Source organism: Pedobacter suwonensis (assembly GCF_900111825.1).
GTDB classification, from domain to species: Bacteria; Bacteroidota; Bacteroidia; order Sphingobacteriales; family Sphingobacteriaceae; genus Pedobacter; species Pedobacter suwonensis.
The window spans coordinates 1-21837 of the sequence record NZ_FOJM01000020.1 but is presented as its reverse complement, the minus strand read 5'-3'; the positions used below and the strand labels follow the sequence as shown (position 1 = coordinate 21837).

Below are 21837 nucleotides of genomic sequence, written 5' to 3'. Positions count from 1 at the left end.
TCTTTAAATTGACTTCTGTCTTTGTTTTTCTTACTTTTGGGCATCCGCCCTCTATCTAAAAAACAATAGAATGTACATCAGATTTGTAAATTACCTTGATAAGATAAACCAGTACCGGAAATCTAAAATATCAAACCGTAATTTCTTAGTTATTCTCGCCATAATTGTTGGAATTTTAGCCGGATTGGCTGCCGCTGTTCTAAAAAGTTTAACCCACCATATCGAAGAATTTCTGCAATCGGATTGGCACTGGAAATATAAATATTACCTGTATTTTATATTTCCGATGATCGGTATTTTCTTTACAGTTTTATACATCAAATACTTTATCCGGAAATCGAAATTTGAAACCGGGTTAACGCCTTTGCTTTATTCCATTTCCAAAAAGTCGAGTAAGGTAGAGGCCCACAATATTTATTCGCAGATTATTACTGCAGCAGTTACAGTTGGTTTTGGCGGTTCAACAGGCCTCGAAGCCCCTATTGTAACCAGCGGATCAGCAATTGGCTCTAATATTGGTCGCATATTAGGCTTATCTTACCGCGAAATTACCATGCTGGTAGCCTGTGGTGCTGCAGCGGGTATTGCAGGTGCCTTTAATAGCCCGGTGGCGGGCATTGTTTTTGCAATCGAAATTTTATTGCCAGAGTTTACTATTCCTGCATTTATACCACTGCTATTATCAGCGGCAACTGCAGCGGTAGTGGCGAGGTTATTTTACACTCAACAACTTTTCTTTTTGGTTACTGAAGGATGGAAGGTTGATGCCTTGTTTTATTACGTTATATTGGCCTGCTTTATTGGTTTGTTTTCTATTTATTTTACAAAAGCAAACTATGCCGTAAAGGGCCTGTTTTACAAAATCAAACATCCTTATACAAAAGTAATTGTAGGCGGTTTAATGTTGGGGGCGCTGGTTTTTCTGTTCCCAACATTATATGGTGAGGGATATATCACTATAAAAGGATTGTTAAAAGGCGACTATCAGACCGTTATTAATAATAGTATTTTTGCCGATTATAGTTCGATTTCGGCTGTGGTTGTGCTGTTCACTATCGTAACCATTTTCATGAAATCAATTGCTACGCTGGTTACCCTGGGTGCTGGTGGTAACGGTGGTACATTTGCGCCCAGTTTAATTATGGGTGGTTTAATCGGTTTTATATTTGCTTACGTGGTTAACCTTTCAGGGATAGCACAGCTAAACGTATCTAACTTTATTGTAGCTGGTATGGCCGCCGCCCTGGGTTCTATTATGCATGCTCCTTTGACAGGTATTTTTCTGATTGCAGAAATTACAGGAGGATACGTGCTAATGGTACCATTGATGATTACCACTGCTATTTCTTATGCCATCAACCGTAGCTCGCAAAAACACTCCATTTACACCAAAGCACTGGCTGATAAAGGAGAGTTACTGTCTCATGAAGATAAGGATACCACTGTTCTGAACCAGATGAAGCTAAAATACCTGATTGAGAAAAGTTATCCTCAGTTGCAGATGAACGATCTGATTTCGCTGAAGATGAACGAAATTATGCAATCGCATAAAAATGTGATTGCTGTTACGGATGAGGTGGGAGATTTTAAAGGGATCATTTATATTGAAGAACTGTTTAACGAAATGGTTAATCATCCCGAAAAGGAAAATCTGAAAGCATCTCATCTGGTACAAACTGCACCAAATACCATTACCGAAAATGAGGGCCTGAAAACAGTTTTGGAAAAAATGGAGCAGGAAAATGTATGGATTTTGCCCGTGTTGACCATAAAGAACCAATATTTAGGCTTTGTTTCTAAAACAGCAATCTTTAATAAATACAGGGCTTTGCTGATGAGACAGAATGATTATATGGGATAGATGTTGTTTTTAATGTTGAAGGGTTGAAACGTTGTAAAGTTGATCAGTTCTATAAAGATGAGTACCTTGATTAATCTTTAAATTACTTTTGAAACCTTGGAACTAAACAAACGTTGGAATGCTGTCCGGATAACCTTCAAACATTCCAACTTTTAAACCTAATTAGTGCTATTCGGCTCTTTTCAAACCAAACTTTTCTATTTTACTATATAAATGGCTTCTTTGAATATCAATTTCATCAGCTGTTTTTGATACATTCCAGTTGTTTTTTTCCAATTTGAACTTGATGAATTCTCTTTCTGCATAATCTTTATAATCCTGAAAATTATTGAACGAATCGAAAGAAGAAGCAAGGCCGTTACCTCCGGCAGCCGCAATCTGCGTACTGGTTGCAGCACCAATGTTTGTACCCCCCCCCGGATTAGCAAAGGCACGGACATCATTTTCGGTAATAACCTTGTCGCTCAAAATAATCAGGCGCTCAATCATATTGTGCAGCTCGCGTACGTTACCTGTCCATGGTAAAGCTTGCAAGGCGAGCATACCGCCTTCATTTATTTTTTTAACAGGCATTCCATAATCGCTGCAAATGCTTTCTAAAAAGCTTTGGGCAATAACGGGGATATCATCCGTACGTTCAGTTAAATGCGGCACATGGATATTGATTACATTTAAGCGGTGATACAAGTCCATACGGAAGTTACCATCCTCAATTTCTTTCAGTAAGTCTTTATTGGTTGCAGCTAAAACACGAACGTTTACATCAATTTCTTTTTCGCCACCCACACGTGTAATTTTATGCTCCTGTAAAGCACGTAAAACCTTTGCCTGGGCAGAGAGGCTCATATCGCCAATCTCATCTAAGAATAACGTTCCACCGTTGGCCAGTTCAAATTTACCGATGCGTTGCTTAACCGCAGAAGTAAAAGAACCTTTTTCATGTCCAAACAGCTCACTTTCTATCAGTTCTGAGGGGATAGCCGCACAGTTTACCTCAATTAAAGGGCTATCGGCACGATTCGATTTTTCATGCAGCCAACGGGCTACCAACTCTTTACCACTACCATTAGCACCGGTAATCAATACACGGGCTTCGGTTGGCGCAACACGCTCAATGGTCTCCTTAATTTTAGAAATACTTTCAGATTCACCTAAAATTTCCCGGGTTTTACTGGCTTTACGTTTTAGGACCTTGGTTTCGGTAACCAAATTTCCACGGTCTAAACCGTTTCGTACGGTAATTAATAAGCGATTTAAATCAGGTGGTTTCGAAATAAAATCGAAAGCGCCTTTTTTGCTGGCTTCAATGGCAGTTTCAACTGTGCCGTGACCGGATATCATAATAAAAGGCAGATCTGGTTTAATGATCTGTGCCTGCTCCAGCACTTCCATACCATCCATCTTATTCATTTTGATATCGCAAAGAACCAAATCGAAATTTCCTTTTTTGATCATTTCGAGGCCGTCGATACCATTATCTATATCTTCAACATCGTAATTTTCATATTCCAGAATTTCACGCAAGGTACTCCTTATTGCCCGCTCATCGTCAATTATTAATAATTTAGCCATTAGAGATGTATTCTTTAATTTTTAAAATGCGAATATATAGTTTTTTAATTAATGTATAGTTTTTTGTACAATAATAGGCTATAAAACCTAAATTGAGCTGAAAAGTTTTAATCTCATCAGAAATAATCTTCTAAATATCTATTCTAATCGGTAATGCGTGTTTCCTGCACATTAATTCAACTGCTAAAAACGACTTTTCATTCAGCAAACACAGGGATAATTGTTAGTTAAAATACTATTTATACATCCATTTTGCATATTGGTTAATTTTATTACTTTTGCGGCGCTTTTGGTTCCCGGTCTTACACCCGGGATTAAAAGGGAATACAGTGTAAATCTGTAACTGTCCCGCAGCTGTAAGCTCCTTAACGGATTTTCAATCAATTTGCCACTGTCCCGATATGTAGGGATGGGAAGGCCGGAAAACCGGGAGTAAGTCAGAAGACCTGCCTTTAGCGATTAATTTCATAGCTTTCGGGGATTGAAGCTAGGATTGAGATATCAACGTTGTTCGTATTTTCATTTCCTTTTCTGATCTGTTGGCTGTGGGCAAAACTCACAATCAAATGAACAAAAAATGTATGCTAACTGTAGCCGGGCTAGGGCTCGCACAGTTAATGATCGGCCAGGTGGCCAATGCGCAAACTCAAGATAGTTTGCAGCTCAAAGATGTTGTCATTTCTGCAACAAAAAACGACCAGAAACAATCACAGACCGGAAAAGTGGTCACCATTATCAGCCGGGAAGTGTTGGAACGCAGTAATGGCAAGTCATTACCCGATTTATTGAGTGAGCAGGCTGGTATCGTTATTAGTGGGGGGAATAGTAACCAGGGCAAGGACAAAAGTATATTTACGAGGGGCGCACTTGGCGGCTACACCCTGGTCCTTATTGATGGTATCGTACAGAACGATCCCGCAAGTATTAGCGGAACGTTTGATCTGCGTCTTTTCTCAATCGATCAGATTGATCATATCGAAATCTTAAAAGGCGGCCAGTCTACTATTTACGGATCTGATGCTGTTGCAGGAGTAATCAATATCATAACTAAAAAGGGTGGGCCTAAAGGAAATACCATTTACGGTGTGGCCAGTGCCGGAAGCTTCGAAACTTACAAAGGAACGATCGGCTTAAATGGTGGTGTAGAAGGGTTTTCATACAACATCAATTATACCCATTTGAAAACCGATGGAATTTCTGAAGCCACGGTACCGCCAGGAAGTGCAGCTATATTTGATAAGGATGGTTTTAAAACTGATGGTTTAAATGCGAATTTCGGGATCAAACTCGACAAAAATTTCTCCGTTAATCCTTTTCTGCGTTATTTCTATGGCGATTATAAAATAGATCAGGATGGATTTACCGATGGTTTACCGTCCAATAATTCTATTTTGAAACAGTTTAGCGCAGGTTTTAATTCAGAATACAAATTCAACACCGGTAAAATAACACTAAATTATAGCCACGAAAGCAACTCAAACGATGTAAACTCTAGTTATGCAGGTTCTCCAAGTAATTTTTTAAATTTCGGCAAACTTAATGTGGTTGATTTATTCTATAACCAGAAACTTGGAAATAAACTGGATTTATTAATAGGTATCGACGATAGAAAAATGAAGTTGATTACCGATACCAAAAATCCAACAACTAATATCTTCGCTGCTTACGGATCAGTGTTTTTACATGATTTAAGTGTTTTTAACCTCGAAGTAGGCGGACGTTACAACAAACATGATCAATATGGCGAAAATTATACTTATTCGATTACTCCAAGCATCAACATCATTAAAGAAGTGAAATTATTTGGAACAGTATCTACTGCATTCAAAATTCCTACACTGAATATGTTGTTTGGGCAATATGGTGCCAATCTGGATCTGAAGCCAGAAAAATCTCAAAATTATGAGGCTGGTGTAAACTTAAATCTTGCTGACGATGCCTTTACTTTGCGCATTGCAGGTTTCAAACGCGATTTAACTAATGCTATTGTTTACACAACAGGTTATATTAATGAGGGTAACCAAAAATACAAAGGTTTTGAAGTTGAGCCAGCGGCAAAATTTAGTGTTTTCAATATCAATGGTTATTATGCTTTTGTTGAGGGAAATACAGGAAAAACCGACTTTTTAATCCGCAGGCCAAAGCACACGTTCGGTATTAATGCAGGTGCACAGGCAACTGGCAATTTATATGCAAGTGTTAACTTCCGCTATTTTGGCAAACGTTTCGATACCAATTTTACCACTTATTTAAGCGAAGAAATGCCATCATACAATTTATTTAATGCGTATATAGAATATGCACTGGCTAAAAAACGCGTGAAAGTATTTTTTGATGCCAAAAATATCCTGAACAAAAAATACACTGAAATTATTGGCTACAATACGCCTGGCTTCAACTTTAATACAGGTGTAAGTTTTAATATCCGCTAATAAAATTTAACTTTGCATAAATATTAACCAGAAGTAGTATGGCTCATTTAAAATTTAATCCCCGCACTTTAATATTGCTGTTGATGATCCTTGCCATAACGGCTTTCCGTTTGCTGGTAACATTCAACTCTGATGAATTACAGTTTGCCAATTTTTCATCAATCGGAGCGGTGGCTTTGTTTGGAGGCGCCTATTTTAAAGATCACCTAAAGGCTTTCGCATTTCCTATACTGAGTTTGTTTTTAAGCGATTTCATTTTATCAATCACTATTTTTAGTAAATACAGTAACGGTTTTCTTTACGAAGGCTGGTATTGGACATACATTGCATTTGCTTTAATGGTGTTGGTAGGCAGAATGCTGCTTAAGAACATAAATGTAGTAAATTTATTGGCTTCAACATTGAGCATTGTGCTAATTCACTGGTTGGTTACCGACTTAGGTGTTTGGATTAACAATCCTGCATATACTCAGGATTTGCCTGGTTACTGGAGCTGCCTGATAAAAGCTATTCCGTTCGAAATCAGGTTTTTAGAAGGAACAGTAATTTATGGTACTTTACTTTTCGGAGCTTTTGAGATCTTAAAAGCAAAATATCCGGTATTAAAATTGCAAATGCAAAAGTCATAGTAATTGATTTGGTAGCTCAGCAACCAATCGAAAAATAAACAGAAATCCTCTTTTGATTTAGTTCAGAAGGGGATTTTTTTTATCTTAGATAGCTAATTACATTTTACCTTTTACATCTTACATCAAATGAAAGTTGTTTCCTTTTTACCCGCTGCTACGAAAATGATTTATGATATGGGCCTTCAGGATTACCTGTATGGGGTAACCTTTGAATGCCCGAAAGAGGCGGCCGAACACCCGAAAATCGTAAGGTGTATTTTGGAAGGTAAAAATTATTCCAGTATAGAAATCGACAGGATTTTTTCGGCATCCAAAGCGCAGGGCAAAAGTCTTTATTGGGTAGATGATGCCCTTTTAGAAAGCATAGCACCCGATGTGGTTTTTACACAGGACATCTGCGAAGTTTGTAACATCGACACGGTTTGTACCGAAACGGCTGTAATGAAACTGACTAAGCAGCCAACGCTGGTTCCGCTTTCGCCAAATAATCTGCAGGATGTTTTCGAATGCGCGGTTACCATTGCCAGGGCTTTGGGAAAGGAAGAAGCTGCTTTTAGTTATCTGGCAGGTTTACAGCAGAAAACTGATCAGATTCTGGATCGACTACGTGCAAATAAATCACCATTAAAACGGGTAATGCTAATGGAATGGATCGAACCGATCTATAATTGCGGACATTGGATTCCTTTTCAGATTGCTGCAGCTGGTGGTGTTGATATGCTTTCGAACCCTGCGGGAGACTCAATTGTTACGCCATGGGAAAAAATATTAAAATACAATCCCGAGGTTCTGGTAATTGCACCATGTGGTTTCGACCAAAAAAGAAGCCTGGAAGAAATGCCGCTCCTTACTTCAAAACCGGGTTGGGATCATTTTGCAGCAGTAAAAAGCAATCAGGTTTATATTGCCGATTTTGACATGTTCACTCAGCCAAGTATTGGTACTTTGGTTGAGGGTATTGAGGCGCTAGCTTGTATGTTTCATCCTGAAATTTTTAAGGCTGATAAAAATATTGCAGATAAATTTATTAATTACGCCCGACTTGTTCGATCGCCACAATCTGTTTAATCATTATATGAGGTTAGTCGTATTAACAGGCGCAGGAATCAGTGCCGAAAGTGGATTAAAAACCTTTAGGGATGCCGACGGTTTATGGGAAGGTTATAATATATATGATGTAGCAACACCCGAGGCCTGGGAGAGGAATCCGGAATTGGTGCAGGAATTTTACAACGAAAGAAGAAAGCAGGTTTTAGCGGCAAAGCCCAACCGTGCACACCAGTTGCTGGCCGAACTCGAAAACCAATTTGATGTTGAAATCATTACCCAGAATATCGACGATCTGCATGAAAGAGCGGGTTCAACCAAGGTTACTCACCTCCATGGCATAATTACCCGGTCGCAGTCCGACCTTAAACCTCATTTAACCTATCCCGTTACAGGATCAAAAATAAAAATGGGCGAATTGTGCGAATTCGGGTCACAATTGCGGCCCCATGTGGTGTGGTTTGGTGAAGCTGTACCGATGATTGAGGTTGCAGCTAAAATTTGCGGGAAGGCTGATTTATTTGTGCTGATCGGCACTTCATTGGCGGTTTATCCTGCAGCCGGACTTATCGATTTCGTACCGCGTCAAGTCAGAAAATATATCATCGATCCCAAAACTCCGGACGTGAAGCGCTATCAAAACGTAATAACCATTGAACAAAATGCAGTGAATGGAATGGAGCAGCTAAAAAGCATTTTAATAAATGGATAAAAAAATCTGTATTTTTAACTGGAGTGGTGGTAAAGATAGTACGCTGGCATTACATTACGCTCTCCAAGATCCAACGCTTGAAATCCGTTATCTGGTTACCACCGTCACAGCGCAATATAATCGAGTTTCAATGCATGGAGTAAGGGAAAATTTGCTCATTAAGCAGGCTGAAAGTATTGGTATTCCTTTATATCAGATCCGTTTGGGTGAAATGCCGGATATGGAAACTTACGACAATACCATGCGTATTCATCTTGACAAATTTAAATCAGAAGGAATTTCATATGCTATTTTCGGAGATATTTTTCTCGAAGATCTGCGTAAATACCGGGAAAGCAGGCTGTCTGAGATTGGCATGAAGGCCATATTTCCACTTTGGCATAAAGATACCAGAGCTTTGATCAGCGAATTTATTAATCTGAACTATAAAACCATCATTGTCTGTACCCAGCATAATCTAAAAGACCTATGTGGGAAAATAATTACTGAAGACTTAATTGATCAGCTCCCGCCAGAAATTGATCCCTGTGGGGAAAACGGCGAGTTTCATACTTTTGCCTTTGAGGGTCCAATCTTTAAAGCAAAAGTTGATTTTTCCGTTGGTGAACAGGTATTCAGGACATATAATTCACCTGCAAGAACTACCTCAGTAGATGATGATTCTTGTGCCAAACCTGCACTTTCAGGCTTTTGGTATGTCGATCTGGTTGACTAATTTTTTGATTTGCAAAACATTTTGGCATCATTTTTTCTTTAGTAGTGATAATTAACTAAATCATATATCACAAATGAAACTCGTTTTAGTGAGGTTAGGTAGCTAAATGAGTGTCATGCTAAAATTAAAAATTATGAAAAGGATATTGGTAGTAATCGCATTAAGTTCTGTTATGTTTGCTTGTAATAACAAAGCAAAAGAAGAAGCTGCATTGAAACAGCAGGAAGCAGAAAAACAATTAGCCATTAAAGCCGTAAAAGATAGCTTACGCCTGGACAGCTTTAAAAAAGCTGAAGTGGCCAGGGTAGAAAAAGAGAAAGAAGCCCAACACCAGGCAGAATTGGCAGCCGCAAGAAGATCAAGTACCAGCGCCAGAAGATCATATGCCAGTTCTGGCGGAAGCTCAACCAGTGCTTATGGCGGTACACAGCCAACTGCAAAGAAAAAAGGCTGGAGTGATGCAGCTAAGGGCGCTGTAATTGGAGGTGCTGCTGGTGCAGTTGGTGGTGCTTTAATTGATAAGAAAAAAGGAAGAGGTGCAATTATCGGTGGTTTAGTTGGTGCTGGCGGTGGTTACCTGATCGGTAGAGGTGAAGATAAAAAATCCGGACGAGTACAAAACTAAGAAGGTTTCAATCATACTTGAAAGCGTTGCGATTCAAAATCGTGACGCTTTTTTTGTACACCAAAAAATCATTTCTATATTGCAAAAAATAAATTCGTTATGACAGAACATACTACTACAGATAAAGGTCAGATTCAGCATTTTGTGATGTTTTGGTTAAAACCACAATTAACCAAAAACGAAATTGCCGATTTTGCCAATTTTTTCGAAAGCTTAAAGCCAATCAAATACATTAAAACATTAAGTTATGGACTGGCGGCCAATACACCGGTACGTCCGGTTACAGACAACTCTTTTACTTATTCACTTACCATTACCTTTGCGAACATTGCAGATCATAATGCCTACCAGGAGGATAAAATACATTTAGATGCAGTAGAAAAATTTTCTAAAAACTGGTACAGGGTAGTGGTGCATGATACGGCAGTTTCTGTTTAAAACCCATTTTTTATTTCTGTTCCAAACGATAAATCTACTGTCTAACCACAGATGTATACAGGTAACCACAGATTTACTGATGTACAACCTGGCTATACTGTGAAGTCAGGTTTAGAAAAACAAAAAATCTAATGAGACAAGTACAGATGGATTGTCATTTCGACTGAAACGTATCGAAACGGCTGCCCGTACATGCTGCAGGCACTGCGGTCGAAAGTAAGATCGGTGCTGTAGGATAATCCCAACGGTCTTCAATCCTGAACTTGTTTCAGGATCTTTAGACTAAAATATTTGTGGTATCAAATGTCGCCATCTGACACTCAGAAAATTCGAGTTTTAACTGTCGGATGATAACATCCAACAGCACGGTAATTTCCCCTGGAATCGTCATCCTGAACTCGTTTCAGGATCTTTGGACTGAAGTAACCGATTACCGATCGTGATAGAGGAGAGGCTGGATTAAGGCAATGCTTCGGTTACTTTCATTTCACAATTCGAGATTTTGACGGCAGCGGAAAATTATCAATTAAATTTCTCCGTTCCATTGCGTTCCAATCGATGAACTATACATAAGTTTTTTTGAAATATTTAATGCTTGTTTCAACCCAAAATTGCTAACCCCCACCCATTTATTTGGTTTAACCAAATACCAAATTATATTTTTTGTAGAGATTTAAAACTCAATATATCAGTTATTTATATAGATTGATCTTAATAAAGACTGTCGATAACAACTCCGTTTAACTCAAAAAATCTACAAAAATTCAGAATATTATTTTGAATATTTAAATAATACGCTGTATATCAGTATATTGAAGTGATTATTTTAATATTGATGCCTGTTGTAAGCTGCAGTAAAATCAGAACGCATCGATTTGAAGCGGGCAATAACGGTCTGGATAAATTCTTCATCAATAATTTCAAAAACATCATTTACGCCACCGCCACTCAGGTCTAGTTCAGCAAGTTTATAACTTTGCTCAAAAGTACCTTGTTCAAATTTTACAATGTATTTTTGGTTCATTGAAAAAATGGTGATCTTACATTCCGGATGCGGAAGTTCTGCTACAACTCTCATTTAGGATATATTTTATTTATAATTCAACTGATGTTCCGTTAAGTGTTCCCCAGCTATCAATAATGGAGAAACGGGCAAAAAGTTCTTCTTTGTACCATTCTCTCGCTCTGGTAAGCTTAATCACATCGGCATGGTCGAAAGTTTTATAGGCATAGTTTTTTACACTCTCCGCATCGTCCCATATCGAGAAGGTGGCCTGGTCAAAAAATGGATTTTCTCCCATACCTGCAGATAGGACAAATCCTGGTGCCGTATGCATCGCATCTGCCGCCCGTTTAATATTATGCCTGAACTCTTTTAGTCGGTTAAATTTAATCGCAGCCCTGGTAATTACAGCAATTTTCCCAGAGGAAACTTTGTTTGTCTTATCAACTTTAAAAGGCTGTGATTTTGACCATAAGCCATGACTTGTTAAAGGATTGAGTAAGATGGTGAAACTTTCTTTTGCGAAAAAATTGAACCATTTCATCACTATAGAATTGTGGTTAAAATGATCGTAATCTTTACGGTCATTCCAGGTCGTTAATACAGCCCAGTGTTTGTAATCCGCAGATAAGTCAACCCTTGCATCTTTGCCACTTCCCATTAATTTCCAAAAACTACACTTTTTATTTAGCCATAAGGGTAACCTTAAAACCGCCATTCCTATAAATGCGAAGGGGATAGTTAGACCACGAAATTTAGTAATGGTTAAGGCTACGATCATAATAAGCGGTTAAGGGATCAAAACTAAGCATTTTAAGGATAGGTTCTCATTCAAATTTTTGTCATTAAAAACCATGCTGTCTTACAACTCGCATTTCATTATTAACTTTGAATTTATAAATAAAACAAATGGCAGAAGATTTAGTTATTACAAGAGATGCCTCTAAAGAAGCGCAGTATCAATCCATTATCCCTCAAATTAGAGCGTTATTATATGGCGAAACAGATTTTGTTGCCAATATGGCAAATGTTGCCGCCGCACTTAAAGAGCAGTTTGGTTGGTTTTGGGTTGGCTTTTACCAGGTAAAAAACGATGAGCTTGTTCTTGGGCCTTTTCAGGGGCCTGTTGCTTGCACAAGAATAAAAAGGGGTAAGGGCGTTTGTGGTACTTCCTGGGCTGAAGCCCAAACCATTATTGTACCAGATGTGGAAGAATTTCCTGGCCACATCGCTTGTGCATCAGCCTCAAAATCTGAAATCGTTCTGCCGCTTATTGTTAACGGTGAAGTAATCGGAGTGTTAGATATCGATAGTGAAGTATTGAATAAGTTTGATGAAACAGATCAACTTTATTTAGAGCAGGTTATTGCAATTTTATTAAATAGATAATTTAGATTACAAATTGAAATTAAGTCCTGAATATTATCGGAATGAGGATGTGGTGAGCCTTGCGAAAGATTTACTGGGTAAGGTACTCTATACCAAAATTGGTGAAGAAATTACTGCCGGTATCATTGTAGAAACAGAGGCTTATTTCGGGGTAAAAGATAAAGCATCTCATGCATATGGCGGTCGCCGTACCCAGCGCACTGAAACCATGTATGGTGAAGGCGGTGTTGCTTACGTATATCTCTGTTATGGTATGCATCATCTTTTCAATGTGGTTACGTCGGTTAAAGACGACCCGCACGCGGTTTTGATCAGGGGGATAGAACCAATTCTCGGATTAGAAATTATAGAACAGCGAAGGAATATGTGTCGTTTAAAAGGTGCTATTTCCGCCGGACCTGGTTCCGCAGCAAAGGCATTGGGGATCGATAAGACTTTTAATGCCAAAAATCTTTCCGATGAGGAAATCTGGATTGAGGACCATGGTATCCGGTATGCAGAAGAAGATATTGCAGCAACACCACGTGTTGGCATCGCTTATGCCAAAGAGCATGCGTTACTACCATGGCGATTTTTTGTAAAAGGCAATAAATATGTAAGTAAACCGAATAAGGTTTAATTTATAGAAACCTTTTAAGGCGCTTGCTGTTTTTCTCTATAAACAATCAAAAACATGAAAAACGAGAAAAATATAGCCATCTTAAAAGAAATGGCAGAAAGTGTGAGAACCTGTATGTTTACTACCTTTTCTTCAAACGATGAATTTGGAAGCAGGCCAATGGGTACTGCGAAAATTGAAGACGATGGCACCTTGTGGTTTTACACTAACGAGTACTCCTTGAAATCGAAAGAAATTTCAAAAGAAAATAATGTATTGCTGGCTTATAGCGATCCTTCTAAAAATACTTATTTAACGGTAAAAGGTAAAGCTGAACTTGTAGACGATAAAGTACGCAAAGAGGCTTATTTTTCCCCATTTGTAAAAGCCTGGTTTCCTGATGGCATTGACGATCCGAGATTAATTCTGATAAAGGTTACCCCTGAAGAAGCAGAATACTGGGATTCATCTTCATCAAAAATTGTGGTGTTATTTAGTATTTTGAAAGCGGTAGTTACCGGAGATACGCCAGATTTGGGTAAGCATGATACAATGAAATTCTAATAAATTTAAAAGAATTGAAAGGCAGGATTGGAAACAATACCTGCTTTTTTGTAATATTGGCTGATGAATTTCGAAAACACACTATCGTTTGCCCAATTACAGGATGAGGCTGATCAGCTTCATCACTTCAGGTCTCAGTTCTTATTTCCAAAACATAATGATAAGGATTTTATCTACCTGTGTGGCAATTCATTAGGCCTTCAGCCTAAAGTGGCTGAAGAAGTCCTGAAGGGACAACTTAACAATTGGGCCAACTACGCTGTTGAAGGTTGGTTTGATGGAAACGAGCCCTGGATGTTCTATCACAAGGCGCTTAAAAAGTTAATGGCTCCGATTGTTGGTGCGTTACCCTCTGAGGTTTGTCCGATGAATACCCTGACCGTAAACCTTCATCTGTTAATGGTTAGCTTTTATCAGCCTAAAGGCAAACGCTTTAAAATCATTATGGAGGGCGGTGCTTTCCCATCCGATCAATATGCAATAGAAAGTCAGGTGAGGTTTCATGGTTTTGACCCTAAAGAAGCGATTATAGAGGTTTTTCCTAGCGAAGGTGAGGAAATACTCCATACCGAAGATATCATAGCTAAAATCAAAGAAAATGCTGATGAAATTGCTTTGGTCTTGTTTGGCGGAATAAATTACTACACCGGGCAATGGTATGATATGGAAGCCATTACCAAAGCAGGACATGAAATAGGTGCAGTAGTAGGATGGGATCTGGCGCATGCTGCAGGTAACGTTCCTGTAAAATTGCACGACTGGGATGTTGATTTTGCATGCTGGTGTTCGTATAAATACCAGAATTCAGGTCCGGGTGGAATAAGCGGAATCTTTGTTCATGAAAAACATTTTGGCAACTCCGAACTAAACCGGTTTGCGGGATGGTGGGGCTATCAGGAAAGTAAGCGTTTTAAAATGGAAAAAGGCTTTGTTCCTGAAGCCGGAGCAGACGGGTGGCAGGTAAGCTGTACGCAGGTAATGCCGATGGCATTATACCATGCTTCACTTCAGATTTTTGAAAAAGCAGGATTCATTGAGCCTTTAAGAAAAAAAAGTATCACTTTAACTAAATATCTGGAATTTATTATAAATGAAGTAAATAAAGAATTAGGATTCGAGCAATACAAAATTATTACGCCAAAGAATCCTGTAGATAGAGGCGCGCAGTTATCCATTATTGCTCAGCACCGTGGTAAAGCGATTTTTGATGGCTTAATGGCGAATCACATTCTTGGCGATTGGCGCGAACCCGATGTAATCCGTTTAAGTGCCGTACCGCTTTATAATTCTTATGAGGACGTTTATTTGGCAGGGCAAGCGTTATTAAAAGTCAGTAAAGATATTTTAACGTAGAAAAGAAAAACAATGATTAACTATAACCCTAAAGACTGGAGTACGTTCATTTTTCATATCGATAAAAGTGACACTTTTAGAAAACTTTGGCCTTTAATGCTTGGTGTAGCTGTATTTTCGGGGCTGGTTGCCTATGCCGAATTGAATTACTTTCAGCTTTCTAAAACGAGCAATGTAACCAATATTGGCATGATGCATAGTTTATTGGGTTTTGTATTGTCGCTTTTACTGGTTTTCAGAACAAATACAGCTTACGACAGGTGGTGGGAAGGCCGGAAATTGCTTGGATCATTAACCAACGTGAGCCGTAACCTGGCTATAAAGATTAAGGCGCTTAAACTGACAGATGAGGATGTTCGCTTTTTTGAATACGGCATCCCTAAATATGCTTTTGCATTAAAAGAACATTTAAGAGAAAAGATGTATTTTGGTAAGAATAGCTTGCTGATCGAAGTTGAAGAAGGTAAACACATTCCAAACCAGATAGCAGGCAGTTTAACCAACAGATTCTATGGACTGCTGGAAAAGGGGGCGATTTCGCAGGAACAGTTTATTGTTCTTTCCGGTGACTTTAATCAGTTCACCGATATCTGTGGTGCCTGCGAAAGAATTAAAAATACGCCAATCCCGTTTTCTTATAGTGCATTTATTAAAAAGTTTATTTTTGTTTATGTGATTACTTTGCCGTTTGGCTGGGTGTTCAGTTTGGGTTATTTTGTGGTGCCAATTGTTCCTTTTATCCTCTATGTATTAGCGAGTTTAGAGCTGATAGCTGAAGAAATAGAAAACCCGTTTGGTTACGATGCGAATGATCTTCCGGTGGATCAGATCTGTACCAATATCGAAAAACACGTAGGAGAAATTTTAGGCTAATGATCAGAATTGCCTGGCATCCGCTCTACGCCCATCCTTTGCCTGAGGGGCACCGTTTTCCGATGCTGAAATATGAACTGATACCGGGGCAGCTCTTACATGAGGGAACTATAACGTCTCAGAATTTATTTAGTCCAGAACCCGTTTCGGAAGAGATTATTCTCCTCTCTCATGAAAAAGCATATTGGGAACAACTGAGGGACTTAACACTTTCTGCTAAAGATCAAAGGCGGATTGGATTCCCGTTAAATGCGCAGCTTTTAGAGCGTGAGCTAAGGATTACACAGGGCACAATTGACGGAGTTCATTTCGCTATAGATAATGGTATTGCTTTTAATGTTGCAGGTGGCACCCATCATGCAGGAAGCAATTGGGGTGAGGGTTTTTGTTTGTTAAACGATCAGGCTATCGCTGCTAATTATCTGTTAAACAAAAAATTAATTAATCGCATATTAATAATTGATTTAGATGTACATCAGGGAAATGGTACGGCCGAGATTCTCCAAAATGAGCCGAGGGCATTTACTTTCTCCATGCATGGCGAAAAGAATTTCCCGTTTAAAAAAGAAGTTTCAAATCTTGATGTTCCTTTAGATGATGGAATAGCTGATGATGAATACCTGTCCATATTAAATGTCAATCTGAAGAAGGCTTTTGAGATGGCCAAACCTGATTTCGTATTTTATTTATCGGGAGTGGATGTGCTTTCAACAGATAAGTTGGGTAAACTGGCTTTAAGCAAAGTAGCATGCAAAGAACGTGACAGGATGGTGCTTCAGGCGTGTAAAGATAAAAATCTGCCTTTGCAGGTAAGCATGGGCGGAGGCTACTCAGCAGATATCAGGGATATTGTAGATGCACATTGCAATACCTATCGTCTTGCTTTTGATTTATTTGGATGAGCGCTTTTGCAAAGCCATAATATCATTATCTTCGCGCCTATATGTTGGAGATTATTTATCAGGACGAAAATCTAATTGCGATTAACAAACCTCATGGCTTATTGGTGCACCAGTCTTCCATTGCCAGAGACGCGACAGAATTTGCCCTGCAATTGTTAAGAGATCAGGTAGGGAAGCATGTTAGTCCCGTACATAGGCTAGACAGAAAAACCAGCGGTATATTGTTGTTTGCTTTTGATAAGGAGTCTGAAATTGCTATGCATCAGCAATTTATGAATGCTGAAACCGATAAGAAATATTTGGCCATTCTGCGTGGTTTTACACCCGATCAGATGGAAATTGATTATCCTTTAGCCAAAGAAAACGGAACCATGCAGGAGGCTTTAACTTCATTTCTTACACTTCAAAAAGCGGAGGTAGCAGTAGCTTTTGGTAAACATTCAACCTCCCGGTATTCACTGGTAGAAGCCACACCTAAAACCGGACGGATGCATCAATTGAGGAGACATTTTAGCCATATTTTACATCCGATTATCGGCGACAGGACACACGGCTGTAACAAACAGAACAAATTTTTTAAAGAACAGTGGGATATGACGACCATGTTGTTACATGCATCAGAGTTAACCTTCGTTCATCCAGCTACAAAAGAAAAAATCCATTTAAAAGCCGGTTTACATGACGAGTTTAAAAGAGTGATGGATTTCATGAAAATGGAACTTTAGCACAATTTTTAACGCCAAAATCTGTTTATATAAACATCTATGATCAAATACCTACGTTTTACACTCCCAGTTTTAGTGCTTTTTGCAGCCAGTTGTTCTTCCGTATATATGCCGAACGTTCCAAATACGCCCATGTTAAGTAAACAGGGTGAATTTAGTGGTGGTGCGCACATCTCTTTAAAAGGCAATGCCAGCGTTAACGGTGCTTATGCCGTTTCTGATCATATAGGCTTGCTTTTTAGCGGCTCAAGGATGAACAGTGAAAGAAAAACCAAAGATTTCGGGCACAAACTGATTGAAATCGGAGGAGGTTATTTCGATACTTTTGGTCCGGATGATAACCGCATTATCGAAATTTATGCGGGTGTAGGAAAAGGTTGGAGCGATATTACATTCCGTGATTATAAAAATGATATCCTCATTAGTTCTGAACTGCAGGAAGTGGATTACAGAAAAACATTCTTACAGGTAAACTACAGCTCGAAGAAGAAAAATAATTTGCGCTTGTTCGGAACCGATTTCCCCATTAATTATGGAACCGCTCTGAGGATTAGTCATGTTAAAATGGATCGGTTCTTTTTAAATGGTGCAGTGCAGCCTAAAGAAGATAATATTTTCTTTGAGCCGGTTTTTTTTACGCGGATGGCGCTCAGCAAAACCTTTCAGCTTCAATATACCACAAGCAGCAATATAGGCTTAAAGAATCGCAAATATATGTCTGCTGGTAACTCCATTTTTACCATAGGGGTTGTGGTGAATGTTGGGGGAAAATAATTTAGTTATTCCTCTTTTCTAAAGTCATTTGGTATGACATCGAAGAGACGTCGTTATTGCACGCCACAATTACCGTCATTTCGAGTGAAGTGCAACGGAGTCGAGAACCCGAAGGCTCCGAGAAGCTAAATCGATCTCTAGGGTATCTTTGATTATAGATCTCTCCATTGCGCTGCGCTTCAGTCGAGATGACGATCGTTTAATTCAAACTCCTCGTCTTGTTCTGAAACCTTAAAAACAACAGCATAGAGGCCGTTAATAAGCCCAATGTTAATCCATACCAGATTCCATTAACGCCTAAGTTGAAATGAAATCCCAAAACATAGCCAATCGGGATCCCAACTACCCAATAGGCTAAAAAAGTAATTAAGGTTGGCATGTTTACGTCGCCCATACCGCGTAAAACCCCCAATCCAACCACCTGTGTGCCATCAAAAAGCTGAAAGAATCCTGCGATGATTAATAGTTGTGCCGCAATTGGAATTACTGTGGCATCTTCGGTATAGATAAAAGGCATCAAATCATTAGCAATTACAAAAATTACCGCAGTACACGACATAAAAAGCAATATTACATGATAGCTGGCGATTGCCGATTTACGAAGGTCATCGAAATTATTTTTACCAAAGTTATTTCCGGTTTTAATGGTTGCTGCCGATGCCACGCCACTGGCGATCATATACGTCATAGCCGCTAAACTAATGGCAATCTGGTGTGCGGCCTGTTCAATCGCACCAATGGTACCGATTAATAGTGCAGCACCACTAAAAGCACTGATTTCAAAAGAATATTGCATCGCTACCGGCATTCCGATTTTTGCGATTTTAACCGCCCTTATCTTATCAAAAAAAGTTGCCTTAAAACCGGTCAGATACTTTTTAAAATGCTTCGAGCGTAATACATAAAAGCACATCACAGCAGCCATCAAAATCCTGTCTATCAGCGTGCTTAAACCCACACCGCTAACGCCCATAGATTGGATGCCAAACATGCCTTTCACGAAGATAATTCCTAAAATAATATTGATGGCATTTCCCCAGATGGAAACAAACATGGCTTGTTTGGTAAAGCCTAAACCTTCGGCAAATTGCTTAAATGTCTGGAAAATCAACAAAGGAATAATCGAAACAGATAAAAGATTGAGATAAGGTTTTGCATAGCGTACTACCTCGGGCGTCTGGTCCAGGCGATCAATAACAAAAAATATCCCCACTTGCACCAGCACATATAATAATACGCCAACACAAATGTTAATGATCAAACTGTTTGACAAAAGCTTCCCGCATTCATCATAATGTTGCCGGCCGTTTTCCTGTGCAATAAGCGGGGTTAAACCATAAGAGATGCCAAGGCCAATTACGAGAATGAGCATAAAGATACTGTTCACCAGCGAAACAGCAGCTAACTGAATGGTATCGGTAAAATGACCCACAATGATGCTATCGGCCATATGCACCAAAGTATGACCCACCTGCGAGCCCACAATTGGCAATGCCAAATGAAGATTTTCTTTATAATAGGGCTTATACCGGTTGTAAATTTTAGAAAACATGAGTTTGCAAAGATCGGTTTTTTAAACCTCATAAAATAGGGATGTAGAAAAGTTAATATATGATGGCCGACCTGGTGACTGAAGTACTTTGAATTTGGAAATTTAGAGAGATAGATTTTTCTTCCGAATTTTCTGGATTGTGCTCAGTTAGAATACTTAGCAAGCGGAATCGTCATTCCCAACTTGATTGGGAATCTTAATGCAATAAGTCTAAAGATTAAGATTCCCGCCTGCGCGGGAATGACGACTAACCTAATTAAATCAACTTATAACGATACTTAACTACCTCACGGCCGTAAAATACTCTTCCTTTTCGGTGGTATGCGATTTGATTACGTTAGTTAAAATTAAATTAACCAGTACTTTCTGGGCCTTGCGGTACGAACTCCGCAAAAGTTTGCTAAATTCTTTCAGGGTAATCTTTCCATTTTGCTCGAGGTATTCGAGCAATTTTTTTTCATTATCAGAATAGGAGATGAGTACACCATTGTTTTTATCCTCCTGTTTTAGCACTTCGAGAATAATCCGGCTGGCTAAAACGCTTTTATCATCAATGCGGATATATGCCCACCATTTTTTTTGATGATCAAGTGCATAGTGCGGTTTGGTATCACTTTCAGGAATTTCAACCACCAAAACCAACTTATCATCTACGTAAATCTCTTCAAAATGAGGTTCAATAGCCGGTTTGCAGAACTGATGTGCAGCAGTTAAAATCATGTATTTCTCTTCCTCTTCAGATTTCACTCCCTTAATGGATCCATTATCTGCAATGCCAATTAATAATTTGCCACCTTTATTATTGGCGAAAGCAACCAAACTCTTAGCTATTTTTTCGGTACTCGTAATGGTTTTTTTGAAATCCAGCATCACGCCCTCACCCTGCAAAATTAAATTCTTAATACTCGGCATAATCTAAAAATTAGTAAGCAACTCTTGGTGTTTCGCCCTGGTGCAGGTTTCTGATGTACACTTCATTCATTACGGTTGCACACAATTCGCCTTTTTTATTGGTGATCTCCATAGGGTAGGCTTTTACGAACTTTCCAATGGTTCTTAAAGCATGCTCAGCTTCATTAAGCATATCATCAGTTACTGTAATGGTGAAATATAAAGTAGAACGTCCGGGTTTTAGATATTGTATAGAAGCACTCTTAAGCCAAACCCGGACTTTAAATCCGCGACGCTGCATCAGCTGATCAAATAAAAGCGCGTAAAATGGATCTGTAGCTGCGTAAATAGTTCCTCCAAAAATAGAACCATTGTAATTTTTATTCAGAAAACTCTTGCTCAGTTTAACCGTACAGCTTCTAAAGTTGTTTTCAAATTTCTGAACCCAAATGCGTTGAAAAAATAGGGGTGGGTAAAAACGCATTACCCATTTAAGGGTGTTTTGAGAAATAATCATATTTACTAATATCAGAAAGTTTTATCACCTTTTAAAGTTTTACCGATCTTGTTTTGGTCATATTTTTCTGAAATGACAGCTTGCCTGTTTATGGCATCGCGATCAAGACTTTTGGTTATATAGTTGTTTTTATAGCAGCTTAGCTTATGGTTAAACAGTATTTAGGGAAATAATATACTGGAATGTATGATGATATTATCTCGAAAATTAAAAATGACAATAAATACCGTTTGATCTTCTTCGTTAACGCTCAATAGCTGGTGTTTATTCTCGAAAATATTATCCTTTATCGGATAATATTTAAAACCAAATGATTGTAAGGTTGTTTTGGATGATAGATAACATTAAAAACTATGAAAAAGATAATTTTAAGTTTTGCTTTTGCTGGTTCTCTTATGATAGCCACATCAGCATGCAATTCGTCAAAAAACATGGCTGGGTCTTCAGACAGCACAACAACGGATTCGACAACAACGGCGCCAATGGATACAACATCCAAATCAATGCCAGACACGACAACAAAAATGCCACCTGACACGACAAAACAAAATCCTCCTATGTAGGATCTTAAAGAAGCCGTCTCATAAGTCAATTATGGGGCGGTTTTTTGTTTTAGGGGATTAAGATAGGCCATTAGTCAAGCCGGACCGTAATGACTTAATTTG

23 protein-coding genes and 1 riboswitch are annotated in these 21837 nt (G+C 38.8%); of the genes, 16 read left to right on the top strand and 7 right to left on the bottom strand.

The window, feature by feature from the left end:
- Nucleotides 1–70: 70 nt before the first annotated feature.
- The gene (locus BM107_RS21740; protein ID WP_090987268.1) at nt 71–1861 is read left to right on the top strand and encodes a chloride channel protein; all 1791 of its coding nucleotides are present in this window, start codon (nt 71–73) and stop codon (nt 1859–1861) included.
- Between the two features lie 168 nt (nt 1862–2029).
- Here the strand turns inward: BM107_RS21740 and BM107_RS21735 are convergent, their stop codons facing one another.
- Nucleotides 2030–3433 (bottom strand): sigma-54-dependent transcriptional regulator, encoded by a 1404-nt coding sequence (locus tag BM107_RS21735; protein ID WP_090987265.1) that lies wholly within the window; start codon nt 3431–3433, stop codon nt 2030–2032.
- Nucleotides 3434–3706: 273 nt separating this feature from the next.
- A riboswitch (cobalamin riboswitch) is annotated at nt 3707–3901 on the top strand.
- Nucleotides 3902–3999: 98 nt separating this feature from the next.
- Between BM107_RS21735 and BM107_RS21730 the strand changes: the two genes are divergently transcribed.
- The 7 genes from BM107_RS21730 (at nt 4000) to BM107_RS21700 (ending at nt 10031) form a co-directional block, all read left to right on the top strand.
- The gene (locus BM107_RS21730) at nt 4000–5865 is read left to right on the top strand and encodes a TonB-dependent receptor plug domain-containing protein (protein WP_090987263.1); all 1866 of its coding nucleotides are present in this window, start codon (nt 4000–4002) and stop codon (nt 5863–5865) included.
- A 38-nt stretch (nt 5866–5903) separates the two neighbouring features.
- Complete coding sequence (locus BM107_RS21725; protein WP_090987261.1) at nt 5904–6494, top strand: DUF6580 family putative transport protein; 591 nt, start codon at nt 5904–5906, stop codon at nt 6492–6494.
- 126 nt (nt 6495–6620) lie between these two features.
- The gene (locus tag BM107_RS21720) at nt 6621–7562 is read left to right on the top strand and encodes an ABC transporter substrate-binding protein (RefSeq protein WP_090987259.1); all 942 of its coding nucleotides are present in this window, start codon (nt 6621–6623) and stop codon (nt 7560–7562) included.
- Between the two features lie 7 nt (nt 7563–7569).
- Nucleotides 7570–8253: an SIR2 family NAD-dependent protein deacylase gene (locus tag BM107_RS21715; RefSeq protein ID WP_090987257.1), complete on the top strand. Its 684-nt coding sequence runs from the start codon at nt 7570–7572 to the stop codon at nt 8251–8253.
- Nucleotides 8246–8968 (top strand): Dph6-related ATP pyrophosphatase, encoded by a 723-nt coding sequence (locus tag BM107_RS21710; RefSeq protein ID WP_090987255.1) that lies wholly within the window; start codon nt 8246–8248, stop codon nt 8966–8968. Before BM107_RS21715 ends, BM107_RS21710 begins: the two co-directional genes overlap by 8 nt.
- Before the next feature lie 133 nt (nt 8969–9101).
- Complete coding sequence (locus BM107_RS21705; RefSeq protein ID WP_090987439.1) at nt 9102–9593, top strand: YMGG-like glycine zipper-containing protein; 492 nt, start codon at nt 9102–9104, stop codon at nt 9591–9593.
- Nucleotides 9594–9692: 99 nt separating this feature from the next.
- Complete coding sequence (locus BM107_RS21700) at nt 9693–10031, top strand: Dabb family protein (protein ID WP_090987253.1); 339 nt, start codon at nt 9693–9695, stop codon at nt 10029–10031.
- 826 nt (nt 10032–10857) lie between these two features.
- On the opposite strand, the gene BM107_RS21695 is transcribed toward BM107_RS21700, so the two are convergent.
- Both BM107_RS21695 and BM107_RS21690 read right to left on the bottom strand, forming a co-directional pair.
- Nucleotides 10858–11109, bottom strand: coding sequence for a hypothetical protein (locus tag BM107_RS21695; protein ID WP_090987251.1), 252 nt, complete (start codon nt 11107–11109; stop codon nt 10858–10860).
- Between the two features lie 16 nt (nt 11110–11125).
- On the bottom strand, nt 11126–11815 hold the full coding sequence (locus tag BM107_RS21690) for a DUF3291 domain-containing protein (protein WP_090987249.1): 690 nt from the start codon (nt 11813–11815) through the stop codon (nt 11126–11128).
- Between the two features lie 128 nt (nt 11816–11943).
- Between BM107_RS21690 and BM107_RS21685 the strand changes: the two genes are divergently transcribed.
- From BM107_RS21685 to BM107_RS21650, 8 genes are all read left to right on the top strand, one after another.
- Nucleotides 11944–12423, top strand: coding sequence for a GAF domain-containing protein (locus BM107_RS21685; RefSeq protein ID WP_090987247.1), 480 nt, complete (start codon nt 11944–11946; stop codon nt 12421–12423).
- A 13-nt stretch (nt 12424–12436) separates the two neighbouring features.
- Complete coding sequence (locus BM107_RS21680; protein ID WP_090987245.1) at nt 12437–13042, top strand: DNA-3-methyladenine glycosylase; 606 nt, start codon at nt 12437–12439, stop codon at nt 13040–13042.
- Between the two features lie 54 nt (nt 13043–13096).
- Nucleotides 13097–13585, top strand: coding sequence for a pyridoxamine 5'-phosphate oxidase family protein (locus BM107_RS21675; protein WP_090987243.1), 489 nt, complete (start codon nt 13097–13099; stop codon nt 13583–13585).
- Between the two features lie 63 nt (nt 13586–13648).
- A complete protein-coding gene (kynU, locus tag BM107_RS21670) occupies nt 13649–14938 on the top strand; it encodes a kynureninase (RefSeq protein ID WP_090987241.1) in 1290 nt (429 codons plus the stop codon).
- A 12-nt stretch (nt 14939–14950) separates the two neighbouring features.
- Complete coding sequence (locus BM107_RS21665) at nt 14951–15811, top strand: bestrophin family protein (RefSeq protein ID WP_090987238.1); 861 nt, start codon at nt 14951–14953, stop codon at nt 15809–15811.
- Nucleotides 15811–16713 carry a histone deacetylase family protein gene (locus BM107_RS21660; protein WP_090987236.1) on the top strand — a complete coding sequence of 301 codons (903 nt, stop codon included), beginning with the start codon at nt 15811–15813 and terminating at the stop codon, nt 16711–16713. The genes BM107_RS21665 and BM107_RS21660 overlap by 1 nt, the downstream gene beginning before the upstream one ends.
- Before the next feature lie 41 nt (nt 16714–16754).
- The gene (locus BM107_RS21655) at nt 16755–17438 is read left to right on the top strand and encodes a pseudouridine synthase (protein ID WP_090987235.1); all 684 of its coding nucleotides are present in this window, start codon (nt 16755–16757) and stop codon (nt 17436–17438) included.
- A gap of 39 nt (nt 17439–17477) precedes the next feature.
- Nucleotides 17478–18212 carry a hypothetical protein gene (locus tag BM107_RS21650; protein WP_090987233.1) on the top strand — a complete coding sequence of 245 codons (735 nt, stop codon included), beginning with the start codon at nt 17478–17480 and terminating at the stop codon, nt 18210–18212.
- A 199-nt stretch (nt 18213–18411) separates the two neighbouring features.
- Here BM107_RS21650 and BM107_RS21645 read toward each other — a convergent pair whose 3' ends face one another.
- From BM107_RS21645 to BM107_RS24810, 4 genes are all read right to left on the bottom strand, one after another.
- Nucleotides 18412–19764: an MATE family efflux transporter gene (locus BM107_RS21645; protein ID WP_090987230.1), complete on the bottom strand. Its 1353-nt coding sequence runs from the start codon at nt 19762–19764 to the stop codon at nt 18412–18414.
- A gap of 282 nt (nt 19765–20046) precedes the next feature.
- Nucleotides 20047–20676: an AlbA family DNA-binding domain-containing protein gene (locus BM107_RS21640; RefSeq protein WP_090987228.1), complete on the bottom strand. Its 630-nt coding sequence runs from the start codon at nt 20674–20676 to the stop codon at nt 20047–20049.
- Nucleotides 20677–20686: 10 nt separating this feature from the next.
- Nucleotides 20687–21172 carry a DUF4442 domain-containing protein gene (locus BM107_RS21635; protein ID WP_090987226.1) on the bottom strand — a complete coding sequence of 162 codons (486 nt, stop codon included), beginning with the start codon at nt 21170–21172 and terminating at the stop codon, nt 20687–20689.
- A 286-nt stretch (nt 21173–21458) separates the two neighbouring features.
- The gene (locus tag BM107_RS24810) at nt 21459–21764 is read right to left on the bottom strand and encodes a hypothetical protein (RefSeq protein ID WP_159435297.1); all 306 of its coding nucleotides are present in this window, start codon (nt 21762–21764) and stop codon (nt 21459–21461) included.
- Nucleotides 21765–21837 lie beyond the last annotated feature (73 nt).

Bases quoted from the DNA above. Each gene is read 5' to 3' on its own strand.
- BM107_RS21740 (WP_090987268.1), top strand. From the start codon at position 71: ATGTACATCAGATTTGTAAATTACCTTGATAAGATAAACCAGTACCGG.
- BM107_RS21735 (WP_090987265.1), bottom strand. From the start codon at position 3,433: ATGGCTAAATTATTAATAATTGACGATGAGCGGGCAATAAGGAGTACC.
- BM107_RS21730 (WP_090987263.1), top strand. From the start codon at position 4,000: ATGAACAAAAAATGTATGCTAACTGTAGCCGGGCTAGGGCTCGCACAG.
- BM107_RS21725 (WP_090987261.1), top strand. From the start codon at position 5,904: ATGGCTCATTTAAAATTTAATCCCCGCACTTTAATATTGCTGTTGATG.
- BM107_RS21720 (WP_090987259.1), top strand. From the start codon at position 6,621: ATGAAAGTTGTTTCCTTTTTACCCGCTGCTACGAAAATGATTTATGAT.
- BM107_RS21715 (WP_090987257.1), top strand. From the start codon at position 7,570: ATGAGGTTAGTCGTATTAACAGGCGCAGGAATCAGTGCCGAAAGTGGA.
- BM107_RS21710 (WP_090987255.1), top strand. From the start codon at position 8,246: ATGGATAAAAAAATCTGTATTTTTAACTGGAGTGGTGGTAAAGATAGT.
- BM107_RS21705 (WP_090987439.1), top strand. From the start codon at position 9,102: ATGAAAAGGATATTGGTAGTAATCGCATTAAGTTCTGTTATGTTTGCT.
- BM107_RS21700 (WP_090987253.1), top strand. From the start codon at position 9,693: ATGACAGAACATACTACTACAGATAAAGGTCAGATTCAGCATTTTGTG.
- BM107_RS21695 (WP_090987251.1), bottom strand. From the start codon at position 11,109: ATGAGAGTTGTAGCAGAACTTCCGCATCCGGAATGTAAGATCACCATT.
- BM107_RS21690 (WP_090987249.1), bottom strand. From the start codon at position 11,815: ATGATCGTAGCCTTAACCATTACTAAATTTCGTGGTCTAACTATCCCC.
- BM107_RS21685 (WP_090987247.1), top strand. From the start codon at position 11,944: ATGGCAGAAGATTTAGTTATTACAAGAGATGCCTCTAAAGAAGCGCAG.
- BM107_RS21675 (WP_090987243.1), top strand. From the start codon at position 13,097: ATGAAAAACGAGAAAAATATAGCCATCTTAAAAGAAATGGCAGAAAGT.
- kynU (WP_090987241.1), top strand. From the start codon at position 13,649: ATGAATTTCGAAAACACACTATCGTTTGCCCAATTACAGGATGAGGCT.
- BM107_RS21665 (WP_090987238.1), top strand. From the start codon at position 14,951: ATGATTAACTATAACCCTAAAGACTGGAGTACGTTCATTTTTCATATC.
- BM107_RS21660 (WP_090987236.1), top strand. From the start codon at position 15,811: ATGATCAGAATTGCCTGGCATCCGCTCTACGCCCATCCTTTGCCTGAG.
- BM107_RS21655 (WP_090987235.1), top strand. From the start codon at position 16,755: ATGTTGGAGATTATTTATCAGGACGAAAATCTAATTGCGATTAACAAA.
- BM107_RS21650 (WP_090987233.1), top strand. From the start codon at position 17,478: ATGATCAAATACCTACGTTTTACACTCCCAGTTTTAGTGCTTTTTGCA.
- BM107_RS21645 (WP_090987230.1), bottom strand. From the start codon at position 19,764: ATGTTTTCTAAAATTTACAACCGGTATAAGCCCTATTATAAAGAAAAT.
- BM107_RS21640 (WP_090987228.1), bottom strand. From the start codon at position 20,676: ATGCCGAGTATTAAGAATTTAATTTTGCAGGGTGAGGGCGTGATGCTG.
- BM107_RS21635 (WP_090987226.1), bottom strand. From the start codon at position 21,172: ATGATTATTTCTCAAAACACCCTTAAATGGGTAATGCGTTTTTACCCA.